Consider the following 14,824-nt stretch of genomic DNA (forward strand, 5'->3'; position numbering starts at 1 on the left):
TTAAAATGATACATTAAATCCGATGGTAATAATTCTCGCAGGTGTATATCTGTTGGATGTGGTTCCATTAAACGCTTGGGCAGGCTCCAATCCCTTTCTTGCCGTTTTGCTCCAAAGGTTCTCGCCGGAAACCAGAATCTTGAACCCTGCCAATCCCAGCTGGGATAAAGTTTCAGCATTAAAACTGTAGCTTAAAGTAGCCTGTCTGAATGTAATAAAGTCTGAGCTTATAAGCCATCTTGAAGAAGCTGCATTTGAACTTGTATAGGTGGATGAGTTTAACGCAGGAACATCAGTAATCTGTCCCGGAGTCGTCCATCGGTTTAAAATATCTGTACTTAACGCTCCTCCCTGAGAGTAACTTGACATTAGGGCTGCATAATTGGAATCATATGTTTTTCCTCCCAACTGATACGTAAACATTGCAGATAACGCCCATTGCTTATAGGTAATCGAAGTTCCAAAGCTTCCAAAAAGATCCGGAATAGCAGTCCCTGAATAATCATATTTGGCTTTATTAAAGTTGGTTGTCACCTTGGTTCCATTTACAGTTCTGATATCTGCAGCAGTTGTATTAGCAAAGGCATCAGCTACTAAAAAGAGAGGTGAACCGTCTGCAGGATCAACTCCATACCACTGTCTCAACCAATAATCATAAATAGAATGACCTACTGAAACTTTCTTGGTTCCGTTAATAATTTCCGTGATACCATTGGAAAGTTCCGTAACCTGATTTTTCAGCGTGGATGCATTGGCATTCATATTCCATGTGAAGTTTTCATTTCTGATCACATCCGCATTAAGACTGAATTCAAATCCACGGTTATACATTGTCCCTACATTTCTGCTTATATTATTATCGGGAACTCCGGCAGAAACCGGCAGAGGAACCTGAAAGATCAGATCTTCGGTAACTCTTTTATAATACTCTACAGATCCGGAAATTCTATTATTTAAAAATCCAAAATCAATTCCTATATCACTCTGCTTATTTGTTTCCCAGGTAATCGTAGGATCGGCTAAAAACCCGAATAGGATACCTGCCTCCTGAGCATTATTATATCCTAAAGTATAGGTACTTTTATACATATAATAGCTGTCTGTTCTGTCATTTCCTACCTCACCATAAGAACCTCTAAGTTTTAATTCACTGATCAGACCAGAGTTTTTCAAGAATTCCTCTCCTTTTATTCTCCATCCTGCCCCAAGAGACCAGAATGAATCCCATCTTACATCTTTACTGAATCTGGAAGAACCGTCCCAACGAATGGATCCGGAAAGTAAATATTTTGAATTGAAATCATAGTTCAATCTTGAAAAAACACCTTCTTTTCTGTAATTGTCTGTTCTGGAAGTAAGTGTTGTAGGCGTAACAAAATTGATCAGTTCGTCATTATCATCCACGATCTGCCCTTTCTTGTACCCATACAAATATTCATAGGTGAATTTATAGTTTTCATGCCCTAATAAATATTCAAAATTATGCTGACCAAACTTTCTTTTATAGTTCAAAAGCTGGTTCCATGTAAATGTCTGTTCCGTAATACTGTATTTTTCCGCTGAACCTCCCGGAGCCGCATCACCAATGATTTTATTCCCATAGGTGCTTCTTTTGTTATTTCTGATGTCATATCCTACATTGGTAGATAAGGTCAGATAGGGATCAACCTTAACTTCAGCATAAGCTCTGGAAATGATATAATAATTCTTGGAAAGATCTTTATTTAAAAGCGTTTCCTGAATCACATTTCTTCCGGCAGCAGCATCAGCTCCTCTTCCACTCCCCGCATCGTACATGATATTCCCGGCATTATCGTAAAGATTAGCATTGGTCACCGGATCATGAGCATACGGACTGTAAATAGGCCCCATCGTTCTTGTCCACCTGTAAGGATTGATGTATGAAGAATTACTGTCTACCCCTTCCACTGAATTGTTTCCGTTGGAAGAAACTCCACTGATACTGGTTCCTAACTTCAACCAGCTTTTCACCTGCGAATCTACTTTCAATCTGGCGGTAAATCTTTCAAAATCCGATTTTATAAGATATCCTGTTTCATTGGTGTAGCCAACTGAAGTAAAATAGGTTGTTGTATTACTTCCACCGCTGTAATTTAATTCATAATTCTGTCTGAAACCTGTATTCATCAAAGGTCTCTGCCAGTCAAGATCCGAATATCTCAGTTCTGCATTGGGATTTAAGATACCGTCTATGACCAGTTGATTATCCGCAACATTGAAAACATTAGTTTTCAGCACTCCTGATATCAGCTGCGTTGTGGCATACGTATTAGCCTGTGCTAATGTTGAAGTTGGTACAGATGTCATCCGCCCGTTTCTGATAGCTTCCCAAATAAGCGGATAATATTGATAGACATTCACTCTTTCATATTCGGGAATAGATCTCTGTACATATCCTGTACTCATTCCGAAATTAAATGAATCTTTTCCTTTTCTTCCTGATTTGGTAGTGATGATAATAACCCCGTTAGCGGCAGCCGAACCATAAAGTGATGTTGAAGCTGCATCTTTTAAAATATTAAATGAAGCAATATCGTTGGGATTAATGGCGGCAAGAGACCCCGTATACACCGTACCATCCACTACATACAAGGGTGATGTTGTAATTCCGTAAGACCCTATTCCTCTAATCTGAATACTTGGTGAGCTCCCAGGCTGACCAGTTCCGGTACTTACTTTAACCCCCGCACTGGCTCCATCCAGCGCCTGCCCAATACTTGATATAGGACGGTCTGCAAACTGTTTCGCTTTTACCTCCGTACTGGAACCTACCATGGTTTCCTTTTTTTGACTTCCATACGCTACAACAACCACCTCATCTATGGCATGTTCTTCCTGAATGGTGTCCCGCTTAGCTTTTTGAGCCTCAACAGTCTGCCCTCCTGCAAAGAAGAGAACAGCTGTTAACAATGACAACTGTAATTTCATATTAACAAATTTTAACTATAATACAATCAAATATATATTAATAAACGTTAAAATGTCTAAAATGAAGTTAAATACTATAGAATTAATTAATCAATGTAAATTATAAATAAATAATAATAAATTAATTTACAATTTTAATATCAGTTCAATAAATACAAAACAAAATTCATTGCTGGTTTTTAAGTTTTCCACAAAAAAACCGCTGAAATATTCAGCGGCTATATTATAATGATGCACAAAATACTATTTTGCTCTCAGTCTTTCTTTAATGGATTCGATATTTTTTTTAGCAGAATCTTCAAGAATTAAACTGGCACTCATGTGGATTCTTGCCGGCATCAGTTCACTGAAATGATCTGTTCCTTCCCATGATACTTTTTTGATCAAAGCCAATGCATCACTGCTTCTGGAAGCCAATGTCTGCATAAACTTCGCCAGTTTGACATCCATCTCCTGAATATTTTCAGATACGGAATGATACACATTATGCTGTTCTGCCCATTCTGCCGATCTGAAGTCGGCATCAATAGCCATGGCAGAGAACTGAGATTTTCCGATTTTTCTTTCTACGTATGGCCCAATCACAAATGGTCCAATTCCCAGATTAATTTCTGTAAGTGCCAAAGCTGAATCTTTCGTAGCGAAACAGTAATCTGCTCCACACGCAATTCCCACTCCTCCACCGGTCGTTTTCCCCTGAACTCTTACGACAACTATTTTCCCGCAGTTTCGCATCGCATTCAGAACTTTTGCAAAGCCACCGAAAAATTTCGTAGATGCCTCCAGCTCTTCAATAGCCAAAAGTTCATCGAAGCTTGCTCCCGCACAGAATGCTTTCTCTCCTTCACTCTTTACTAAAATAGCTTTTACTTCTTCTTTAGCCCCTTCATCCAGAATAGTCTGAGCCAGTTTTTCGAGAATGGCACCCGGAAGGGAATTACTTTTTGGTGTTCCGAATGTAATTTCGGCAATATTGTTTTTAATTTCTGCTGCTACGAATTCGTTCATTTTTATTTTTATTGGATTCTTACAAAAATACTAAATACCGCTGTCCCGGAGAAAATTATAAGAAACAAATTGCAGATTAAACACAGCTTATTACCTCAAGGTGTTTATTATATCACAAAACCCTTCCCATAACGAAAAACAAACATCCATTACGTAGAAATACGGACTCTTCAATTTGGTATTTTCTACTCTAGCACTGCCTTTCTATAAGTTGTTCCTTTGGCTTATCAAAAAAACTAATAACCACCGGCGGAATCCGAAAAGCCCAGAACAGAGTAGGAAAACTTAACAACTGAAAAAACTATTATCATGGACGAGTACATTGGAATTGTAAAACTATTTGCTGGAAATTTTGCACCTAGAGGCTGGATGTTTTGTGACGGAAGCTTACTGAGAATTTCAAATAATTCTGCTTTATTTTCCATCTTAGGAACCACTTACGGAGGAAACGGTATAGATACTTTTGCACTGCCTAATCTGAAAGGACGTATGGCTATCGGAGCCGGAAATGTAAATGCAAACGAATATTATCCTTTGGGAGTTGTTGCCGGAACTACACAAAATACAATTATGGCACAGAACCTTCCAAGTATAGGTTCAGGGTTTCAACTGAAAGTGGCTAACACAAATGCTACAGTTTCCACGCCTACAGCCACTACTTCCATAGCCAAATCAGGAACACAGGTAGGAAGAGATTTCAATGCTGTACCGAGCTTTGCAGCCGTAGATCCTGATACCACTATTAACGCAAGATCTCTATCATACATCGGGCAAAATCTTCCGGTGAATAACATGCCGCCTTATTTAGGGCTAAACTACATCATCTGTATTGAAGGAATATATCCTCCACGCAGCTAAAAAAAACAACTTATTTAAAACCTAAATCATGAAAAGAACTATTTTTTTAACCATCTGTAGTCTGTTCATATCCTTACTTTCTTTTGCACAGACAAGTACAGAGCAATTTGAAACCGAATCGAACGGAAGTTCAAGTTTTACGGATAACGGAGTGATCTTTAATATCATCTCTCACGTAGGACTTTTTGACATCCAGGCGAATTTTCCAAATACAGGATGGAACGGAACAGCTAACGATAACAGATATATCGATAACTCCAATGATACGGCTTCACCACCGTCTTTCAGTATTAAAACAACATCGAACCTGTTTAAAGCAAACCGTTTCTGGATGTACCTTTCTGCTCTTAATTTAGATCTGACTGTAGCGGGAACTCTAACAGTTACAGGAAGGCTAAGCGGTGTCACTAAATTTACTCAGACGAAAAGTACAGGCTTTAACACTTCTATGGCTACGGCAAATGGATACACCCTGATTGATCTTACCAACTTAAACGGTCAGAATTACTCAAATATCATTATTGACGAGCTTAGAATTACTATGGGAGGAGGTTATAGATATGCAGGACTTGATGCATTTACCTGGGTAAAAGATTCCGGTATCGTACTGGCAACGAATGAAGCTGCTGCTTCAAAAAAAATGATGAGCATCTATCCTAATCCTACCAGCGGATCTCTTTCTATTCAGGCAGAAGACAATGCTCCTGCTGAAATTTACAGCCAGGACGGAAAACTGCTTAAAAAACTGGATATGAAGAAAGGAACCAATCAGACAGACCTCTCGGAACTTCCGAATGGCGTTTATATCATCAAAACACCATCAGGCTCTTCCAAGATCATCAAAAAATAAAAATTTTTCATAAGTGATTTGTGCCCTCGAAAAAGATTCTAATGCATAAATGAGAAAATTCCCTGATCCCTCAGGGAATTTTTGTTTTTTAACGGGTCCATTTGTGAGGATGTTCTATCCTTGCATTTCTTTTTAGCAGGGACTGAAACCTCAACTGTAAAAGAATACGACGTCCTTCAATGGTTCTGGTAAAAACAAGTTCTGATTTTTCAATTTTTTCGCTCCAGGTTTTCATGAACAGCTCGGCACTTTTTTTGTTTTTGGCAAAAACTTCAGGGATAGGATAATAGATATATTTCTTTGTGAAGAAAAGCTTAGCCTGCTGTTTTAAAAGATAACGCGGATTATCAATCTTAGAAATAACCTCCTGCAAAACCTGAATAAACTGTGACTTCTCATAGTGACTTCCTCCATCGAGATAACAGAACATATCACCTTTAGTCCCGGAACTTACCACTTTCATCTTTTCTGGAGGAGTTGTAATAATTCTCTCATAGATCAGGCATTCCAGAACAGTTTCACCCATGAGTCCGATATGTACTGCCGCGTTTTTATATTTGAGATACTGTCTCAATGCACGGTAAAATTTTAAACCATATGCCAGAAACCCTAGTCCTCCAAACAGAAACATAACCCAGGAAAAGCTTTTAACAGAATCTATCGTCTGCATATTTTTTAGTATCCCCAGAAGAAGATCCTGCCCAAATAGCAAAACGGTTGAGATCATTACTTTAGAAAGATCTGCCGTCATTTTTCCGAGATAGGTCATCTTCATATCGTTCACTTCGGTAAGATCGCCGGAAGGAACCTTAATTTCTTCGACGAGAATATTTCCTTTATCTAAAGCTGATTTCCATCGCAGAGTGAGATCTTTCCTGTTTTTAGCCCAGGAAAAACTCTCCTGATTGATTACTGGAACCTGATCTTCTTTTTCAATGGTTTTGATATTAAGCCTTTCAAAATTGTTCTCAATGGACGTTTCATCGTGGGTTGAAATTCCCACAAAGGTTTTAAATCTCTTTTTGACAATATCCATATCCTGACCACCATTCTCACTCTTTGGATCAAAACATACGAGATGCCATATATTTCCTGTCTTTTGGGGACTGTCTTTATCAATTCTTATCACTCTTCCCCTCATCTGGTTGGAAAGAACAAAGGAACTCACAAAACTGGCAAGAATCAGAGTATTCATTTTAGGAGCATCCCAGCCTTCGCCCAGTAAAGCTTTTGTACCAATCAACACCTGAATATAGCCCTGTTGAAAAATTTCCGTGATGATATGAACGATATCGTGTTTTATCTGTTCCGTAAGATTGACCTGGATGTAGTCTTTATCATATGTAACAGGTGAAAACAACGCTTCCAATATCCCTTTTCTGGAACACAACTCATTCATCTTTTCCATTGCAGATAACGGAATGATGACAATACTTCCCGTCAGAACACCTATTTTTTTATTCTGGGAATTCTCACGTCTCAGCTTTTCAAAAATAGGGATGGCTCCGATTTTGTCCAGATGGAGATTATTTTCGGTATCTGTGGATAAATATTCCTTTTTTATAAAATCGGTAAGAACTACCATTTTCAGATCTTCTTTCAAAACAGAAAATTCAAATTCCACAATGTCTTTAATCCCCTGAAGTTTTCCAATACTGGAATTAAGGATCTGGCTTACATTTTTATTGTTGAAAAAACTGATTGTCTTTTTTTCCAGGAATCCCTGTCTTTTCAATCTGTTGCCTAAAGCAGTACGGTGATCTTCTTCGTTTTTAAAATTCACTTCATCTACGATCAGATAAAAGTCGAGAAGTTCTTCGAGCCAGAAAAAATCAAATTCTGGAATGTACTGATGCTGATCACCAATGATTTCAAAATGAATCTCAGAGATTTCTTTTTTTCTGAAATGAAGATAAATGAGTCCGGAGGTATAGGAGGATATATTTTCATAGATCCATTCCAGATGATCCATTGGTTTCTGGTAAACAGGATGCTGTTCCAATGCATTGAGAAGAATATCGTCATTCTCAATTTCTTTAAAAAAAGTGGCAGCCTGTGTATGATAATGTTCTATTTTCTGCTGTTCTTCATAGGTTGGCAATGTAAAATAAACCAGGTCCTGATGCGGGCAAAGATCGCCTTCAATCATTAATTCCGGAACGGAAATCTCTGCATCTATTGGACCGTTCAGCTGCATATATTTCTGCCATTCAGAACCGGAAACATCAAAAGGAGGTGTTGCGGTAAGGGAGACAACGGTTGGGTCTATCGCAGCTTTCAATTCCATCAAGCTTCTCCACCATGCATTTTTCAGATGATGGGCCTCATCAAAAATAAAGGTTTTTACTTTCTGCTTCTGCAGTTTCCTGATAATTTCAGCTAAGGAAACTCTGGATGTTTTTTTATCAATCTCTGTTTCATCGTCATCCGGAAAACCTGATGCCGCATGAATTCCCTGATAAGTGGTTACAGTAATAAGTCCGGGATTTTTGATATCAGTGGAGATCCAGTCCGGTACTGTTTCTGTATCAAGAAAAAGTTCGCAAAATCTCTGCACCCATTGATTTTTAACCGCTAAGGTTGGCGCTACAATAAGTGTAGGTTTATTGAGTCTCAGCATAACTTCCAGTCCTAAAACGGTTTTTCCGGAGCCGGGAGGTGCAGTGACATGCAGATGCCGATCGGTAAGAAATCCTTCAAGATCATCCAGAAATCTCTTCTGATAGGCGCGCCAGCTGTATTTAAATTTTGTGTGAGCAGGAAAAATAGTCATGATCAATTGTTCAGTGATGCAATTAACAGCTATTTTTTCAAAGCCAAAATATATTTATCGATGTACAGCTGTTTTTCTTTTGTTTTATACTGCTGGATATATCTCGGATGTTCAAGGACGGTCATGGTTTCAAATAATTTGGCTTCTTTGTTCAGTGCAGAAATAAATTCTGAATTCTTTTTGCCGAGAACAAATACTTCGGAAGTATCCACACCCAGGCTGATATGTTTTTTCAAAGAATCAATCATAAACTCTTTTACGGCTTCAAAGAGTTTTTTATCATCATAATAATTCGCGTTCAGCCAGCCGGTTTTTGCTTTCTTCACAATGGCCAGCGGAAAAGGTGAATTGATATAAACGTCTTTATAAAATTCTTCCGGACCACCATATTCGGCAATCATATCATACATAAAAACAGAAGAAACTTCATGCGTGTGGGCCGACTGCATTTTAATTCCGCAGACCGCTTCCAGCCTTTTGGTATCGGTAAACGGAACGCCCGTCACTCCTGCTCCATGCCGGCTGGGATTGATTCCGATCATCAGTTTCCTCTGGTTTCTGTCATTATAATATTTGTGATAAAATTCCTCCATCACCGTCATCGTTTCCGGATTATCCAGATAGGGATTCATAGCCTCAAAGCCTTCAGGAAGATCTCCTGAAAACTGAAGGTTTTTATTGAATTCTATGACAGCATCTGCAAAATTTTTATTCATTAGAAATTATTTTAAAACCACGAAATACTCTACCGATCTGTATTTTCATCATCGTCTTCGTCCTCTTCTCCTTCAGATAATTCCATTTCTATATCAATAAAGTGAATATAAAGACTGCAGATTTCGTCCTTTGCATCATATCCAAAGTACACAGGATATACTCCATCTCCTAAACCGCTTGCAAATATTGGAATCTGATATTCTGTTTCCGGCACCTTCCAATTGATCCAGTCTCCCAAATCTCTTTGATTATCAGGATTTTCTTTATAGTTTTTAGCAAAGAGTTCTGCAAAATAGTCATCGTAAATATTTTCCACATCAAGTTCTGCAATAAACTTCTCCACATAAGGAACTACCTGTGTATCCGTAATACACGCCAACCCTGCATCTACTACAAAGCCAAAATTATCTTCTTCCTCAGAATCTCCAAGTTCCTCTTCTCCTATTAATGCCTCTCTGTATACAACAGCCTCTTCTTTTGTAAATTCTACTTTCACAGCGGCATAGCGATCTCCCCAATCTTCGAATTTGGCCACAGCGATTTTAACGGGGAAATTACCTTTGGGTACTTCAACAAAATAGGGTTTCTCGTTTGCATTTAAATAAACCAAAGGATCTCTTACAATCACTTTTCCTGACGGCAGCGAAACATTCCCGATCTCCATTACTTCCATTTTCTGCTCCATAATTTCATCTGAAGTAAAATAGGTTTCCAAATCTACAGGGCAGATAAGTCTATCTTTTACCTCTTCCCATTTTTGCATCCAGCTTTCGTTCATTGTTTTATTTTTTTGTGATCTGATTTAAAGTTTAAAAGTACCTGTTTAATTATTCACCGTCAAATTCATCTTCATCTTTCAGGCCTTTTATGAAAGTTTCAAAGTCTTTGGCCAGAAATATCTTTTGGTAATCATTTTCCTGATCAATGTGAACCACTTCAGGTTCTCCATCTTTGCCGCAATTGGAATAGTCCAGCAAAACCATATCATGCCCCGCCGAAGGACAATCGCAGATGTAAATACCGATTGCAGGATATCCCCATTCTTCAATCATAAACTGGCTTCCGAGTTCTCCACAGATAGAATAGGTTTTCTCTCTTCCAATACCCATAATTCCGGTAATCGCAATATGATCATCCGCCCATGAATTCTCTTCTGTTGTAGGAAAGCAGGATTTCTCAACCAATCCGCCGTTCTGCAGTTTCATCAGTTCGATATAAGAAGCGGGAAGTTTGTAGCCAAGTTCTTCTTCTACGGAAGCAATAAGCTCATCATCCGGAAAAGGTTCAATATAATCTCTCACGGAGTAGCTGCTTTCGTTCCGGAAATCCGTAAAATCAAAGTCTTTGAAAAATTGTAATTCCATATTTTATTTTAAATAAGTGAGATTCTGATTTACTGTAAAAGTAATTATCATTTTTAATAAAAACCTTTTTTTGAGCTAAGATTTTTGCAGTAAACAACCTCGACAAGGATCATTAAAAAATCCCTTTCAGTAAAAACCAAAAGGGATTATCAATTTATATTTTATTTTGAATTAAATCAATCCAAACTGTTCAAAGTGGTGGGTAAAATGCTTCTTATGCATCAGCTCCCACATTTCTTTATTCAGTTTTCCGAATACATAGTTCATATGTTCAGCCTGTGGATTTTCTCTGTAATAGACTACAAATCTCTGTAAAGTATCCAGGAATGACTGTTTCGCAGCATCCAGATTTTTATGTTTTAATTCCAGTAAAGTATCATCTTCAGCCAGGAATGGAGCAGGGAAATCTTTCGGCATTTTTCTGTGATTATATAGGGAATCCTGCCATTTTTCCAACTGTTCTTCCGGTGTGAAACATTTGTCGGCTTCCGGTTCACCTAAACTTACCAGAACTCCGTGTTCAAGGTGTTCGATCATTTGCTGAGGAGACATTTTACCCCAGTTTAACGGTGTCGTTTCTGTTAAACCATTCAATATTTTCTGAACATTTTTCACTTTCAAATCGATGAAAGGAGAATGCTTGGCCACCAATGTCAGGATCGTCGCTACACAAACGATCTCATCTCTTTGGTTAACCACTTCTACCAACCATTTTACAACGCCTGAAGGAATGTTTCTTCCTTTTACGCCTCTGTTTATTTTTTCTTTTGCGGTTAAATAAACCGTCATCGTATCTCCCGCATAAACCGGTTTAAAGAATGAACAGTTTTCCAGACCGTAGTTTGCAATAACAGGTCCTTTCTTCCCTGAAACAAACAGTCCTGCCGCTGCAGAAAGGATGAAATACCCGTGAGCTACTGTTTTATCGAAAATAGTTCCGCTTAAACTTGTAGCATCTGTGTGTGCGTAGAAATGATCCCAGGAAACGTTGGAGAAATTAACGATATCTGCATCAGTAACCGTTCTTCCTGCCGTTTCCAATGAATCTCCCACTTCAACTTCTTCGAAATATTTCTGGAACGGATGCTTGTCTGAGAATTTTTTCTCTGCACCCTGCTGATATACTTTTGTAATCGCTTTCAATACATCCGGAGAACCCTGAATCGCTGTTTTCTGAAGGAAGAAATGAAGACCGTTCAGTCCGCCCATTTCCTCGCCTCCACCAGCTCTTCCCGGACCGCCATGCATCAAAGTAGGCAACGGTGAACCGTGACCTGTGCTTTCTTTGGCGTTGTCTCTGTTCAGCACAAAAATTCTACCGTGTTGGGAAGCCATTTTCCATGAAGTTTCTGCGATAAAGGTTTCGTCGTGGGAAATGATAGATCCTACCAAACTTCCTTTTCCTCTTTTAGCAAGAGCCGCCGCTTCTTCAGCATCTTTGTAAGGCATTAACGTAGAAACCGGTCCGAAAGCTTCTACATCGTGAGAGATATTTTTCTCGAAAGGCTTATCGTTTAAGAACAGTTTCGGGCTCATGAATGCACCATTATCATAGTCTGCATCTACAAGTTCATGTTTTCCGTCGTAAACTAATTCTGTTTCTGACTTTAAAATATTTACTTTTCTAACCACTTCATCGTACTGCTGTTTTCCTACCAGTGATCCCATTCTGGTTTCTCTGCTTAGCGGGTTTCCGATTTTGGTTTGATCTAAAGCTTTAGACAAAGCATTCTGAACATCTCCGATCAGGTGTTCAGGAACAATAATCCTTCTGATTGCTGTACATTTCTGACCTGCTTTTGTCGTCATTTCAGTACGTACTTCTTTGATGAAGAGATCAAATTCAGGAGTTCCCGGTTTTGCATCCAGACCCAAAATTGAACAGTTCAGAGAATCCGCTTCCATATTGAAACGCACTGCATTTCCTGCAATAGAAGGCATTGATTTCAGTTTTCTTCCTGTATGGGCTGAACCGGTGAACAGTACAGAATCACCATCCTGAACATAATCCAGAATATTTCCCGGCTCACCGCAAACCAATTGTAGGGCACCTTCCGGAAGGACACCACTTTCGATCATGTCCTGGAAAACTGCATTGGTCAGGTAAGAACCATAAGGAGATGGCTTCACAATAGAAGGAACACCTGCCAACAGTGATGTTGACAATTTTTCCAACATTCCCCAAACCGGGAAGTTATAGGCGTTGATTTGTATAGAAACCCCTTCACTTGGTGTCAGAATGTGAGTTCCCAGAAAAGTTCCATTAGCAGAGATTTTCTGAGTTTCGCCATCCACCCAGAACGGAGTGTTGGGAAGCATTCTTTTGGCCAATCCGGAATAGGTAAAGAAAGTACCGAAACCTCCTTCTATATCTACCCATGAATCTGCGTGGGTAGCTCCGGTTTTATATGATAATTCGTAATATTTTTTCTTTCTTTCCAAAAGATAAAGAGCCACTTTTTTCAGCATCTCTCCTCTGTCATAAAACGTCATGGAAGAAAGGTTTTTGTAGCCTACTGTTCTTCCGTAGTCAAGAGCCTGCTCAAAATTAAGCCCTTCTGTATCTGAAACAGCAACCTGCTCGCCTGTAACGGCATTGTATAAAGGAAGTCCGTTTCCGGTACCCTCTACCCATTCTCCGTAGATGTAATTTTTCAGTTTTTCCATATTATTTTTAACTTTTTACCTGACTTTTATTTTTTAATAATGAGTTGTACTATTTTCCTTCCTCCCATAAACAGCAACAGCAGAATAAGGGAAAAATCCAGGATCAGGACAGCATCCACAAACAGGGTATATAAAAAATCCTTCTGTTTCAATTTTCTGATCACATGTTCTGATTCTACATGCTCCAACGCATCGGAAATACCCATTGATTCCCATAATAGATAGAACCCCGCATAATTGATTCCGATAAGGGCAATCAAGAGGAAAATCCAATATTTTTTTAGACGTTCTATCATTTATTTCTTTTTCTGAAGAAGGTCCAAAGCTTCTTTCAATGTATATTTTTTGTATTCGAATCCTCCTGCATCTTTAGCATAATCTTCGATGGTTCTGCCAAATCCGGAATTCTTTCTCAGTTCGTTCACTTGCTCCGGGTCTTTTACCGGCCACACAAATGAGAGGGTTTCCGTTTTCCCGTTTTTTGTGGAAAAAATTGAACGGATCTGTGTTCCATAGATCTGTTCTTTGTTTTCGTACATGAGCTTTCTGTCCATCATCATAGCATACAATCTGAACGGAAGTTCTTTTTCATCGGCTGCTTTTTTGATCAGAGGAAAGTATTGTTCGATTTTTGGGGAATGCTGAATAACATACCATACGGCATAATTCTCAGGTTCGCCCACCATAGATTTTCCGGGATACCCATATTTTTCAATGATCTTTTCAACTTTAACCAGATTCTTCTGATCCTGATCGTCCATCAATTTGATCAACCCCGTACTCACATCTTCTGTAGAGAGGTTTTTCTCTTTTATGATCTCTGCCTTTCTTTCGGGTGTAATATTGGGCTGTGTCAGCTCACGGTAGATCTGGTCGTCTTTATAAATCTGAGCAAGCTCTTTCTTGAGTTCAAGGTTGAGTGGTTTTCCTTCCGTTTTCTGGCTATCTCCGAACTTTAATACTTCATCTAAAGTATAATTTTTAAAAACAAAATTTTTCCCGTAGAGGCGCTTGGCATAGCTTTCCACCGTATCATAAAAACCGGCTTCCTTTCTGAGTTTATTTACATTTTTAACATCTTTAATCGGCCAGATAATAGGATCACTTTCTTTCTCTCCATCGTGAGAAGAAAACCCCTGAGTTCCGTAGATCTGTTCTTTTCCATCATTCATCAATTGTCTGTCCAGCATCATGGCATACAATCTGAACGGAATTTCTTTATGCTCAGCTGCCGCTTTAATAAGGGGCATATATTGATTAATTTTTGAAGAGTGCTGAATAACAAACCATGTGGTTTCATTTTCCGGCTCTCCTACCAAAGATTTTCCAGGATAGCCATATTCTGCAATGATTTTTTCAACTTTTTCAAGATTGATCTTATCCTGCTCATCCATCAGTGACCACAATTTATCCGTAATATCTTCCTTACTCAGATTTTTTTCTTTCATGACCTTTTCCTTTTGCTCCTGGGAAACGTCAGACTCCATCAGTTCACGATAGATTTGATCATCTTTTTGAATCGTGGCCAATTCATTTTTAAGCTTTACATTAATTTTCTTATCCTGCTTTTTCTGGGCATTGATTAACACTGAAAAGAAAATGGCGAAAAATAAATATCTCATGATTCGTATTTTGATG

Annotated in this window: 11 protein-coding genes; 2 read left to right on the forward strand and 9 right to left on the reverse strand. The window is 38.7% G+C overall.

Annotation, left to right across the window (positions count from 1 at the left end; translation table 11 throughout):
• Together IW22_RS08710 and IW22_RS08715 are read right to left on the reverse strand one after the other, a co-directional pair.
• A complete protein-coding gene (locus tag IW22_RS08710) occupies positions 1–2,949 on the reverse strand; it encodes a SusC/RagA family TonB-linked outer membrane protein (protein ID WP_034725751.1) in 2,949 nt (982 codons plus the stop codon).
• A 243-nt stretch (positions 2,950–3,192) separates the two neighbouring features.
• Complete coding sequence (locus tag IW22_RS08715) at positions 3,193–3,957, reverse strand: enoyl-CoA hydratase/isomerase family protein (RefSeq protein ID WP_034725753.1); 765 nt, start codon at positions 3,955–3,957, stop codon at positions 3,193–3,195.
• Positions 3,958–4,266: 309 nt separating this feature from the next.
• On the opposite strand from IW22_RS08715, the gene IW22_RS08720 reads away from it, so the two are divergent.
• Together IW22_RS08720 and IW22_RS23625 are read left to right on the forward strand one after the other, a co-directional pair.
• On the forward strand, positions 4,267–4,815 hold the full coding sequence (locus tag IW22_RS08720; protein WP_051891167.1) for a phage tail protein: 549 nt from the start codon (positions 4,267–4,269) through the stop codon (positions 4,813–4,815).
• 28 nt (positions 4,816–4,843) lie between these two features.
• On the forward strand, positions 4,844–5,665 hold the full coding sequence (locus tag IW22_RS23625) for a T9SS type A sorting domain-containing protein (protein WP_051891168.1): 822 nt from the start codon (positions 4,844–4,846) through the stop codon (positions 5,663–5,665).
• An 88-nt stretch (positions 5,666–5,753) separates the two neighbouring features.
• On the opposite strand, the gene IW22_RS08730 is transcribed toward IW22_RS23625, so the two are convergent.
• From IW22_RS08730 to IW22_RS24550, 7 genes are all read right to left on the reverse strand, one after another.
• Positions 5,754–8,438 carry a DEAD/DEAH box helicase family protein gene (locus tag IW22_RS08730; protein WP_034725759.1) on the reverse strand — a complete coding sequence of 895 codons (2,685 nt, stop codon included), beginning with the start codon at positions 8,436–8,438 and terminating at the stop codon, positions 5,754–5,756.
• A gap of 29 nt (positions 8,439–8,467) precedes the next feature.
• The gene (locus IW22_RS08735; protein WP_034725761.1) at positions 8,468–9,154 is read right to left on the reverse strand and encodes an SMUG2 DNA glycosylase family protein; all 687 of its coding nucleotides are present in this window, start codon (positions 9,152–9,154) and stop codon (positions 8,468–8,470) included.
• A 29-nt stretch (positions 9,155–9,183) separates the two neighbouring features.
• On the reverse strand, positions 9,184–9,933 hold the full coding sequence (locus tag IW22_RS08740) for a DUF4241 domain-containing protein (RefSeq protein ID WP_034725763.1): 750 nt from the start codon (positions 9,931–9,933) through the stop codon (positions 9,184–9,186).
• Positions 9,934–9,982: 49 nt separating this feature from the next.
• A complete protein-coding gene (locus IW22_RS08745) occupies positions 9,983–10,519 on the reverse strand; it encodes an SMI1/KNR4 family protein (RefSeq protein ID WP_034725766.1) in 537 nt (178 codons plus the stop codon).
• A 171-nt stretch (positions 10,520–10,690) separates the two neighbouring features.
• On the reverse strand, positions 10,691–13,186 hold the full coding sequence (gene paaZ, locus IW22_RS08750; RefSeq protein ID WP_034725768.1) for a phenylacetic acid degradation bifunctional protein PaaZ: 2,496 nt from the start codon (positions 13,184–13,186) through the stop codon (positions 10,691–10,693).
• A 26-nt stretch (positions 13,187–13,212) separates the two neighbouring features.
• Positions 13,213–13,482 carry a hypothetical protein gene (locus tag IW22_RS08755; RefSeq protein WP_034725772.1) on the reverse strand — a complete coding sequence of 90 codons (270 nt, stop codon included), beginning with the start codon at positions 13,480–13,482 and terminating at the stop codon, positions 13,213–13,215.
• A complete protein-coding gene (locus IW22_RS24550; RefSeq protein ID WP_185113577.1) occupies positions 13,483–14,808 on the reverse strand; it encodes a DUF6624 domain-containing protein in 1,326 nt (441 codons plus the stop codon). It lies immediately after the preceding gene.
• Between the last annotated feature and the right edge of the window lie 16 nt (positions 14,809–14,824).

It is taken from the genome of Chryseobacterium sp. JM1 (assembly GCF_000737715.1).
Taxonomy (GTDB): domain Bacteria; phylum Bacteroidota; class Bacteroidia; order Flavobacteriales; family Weeksellaceae; genus Chryseobacterium.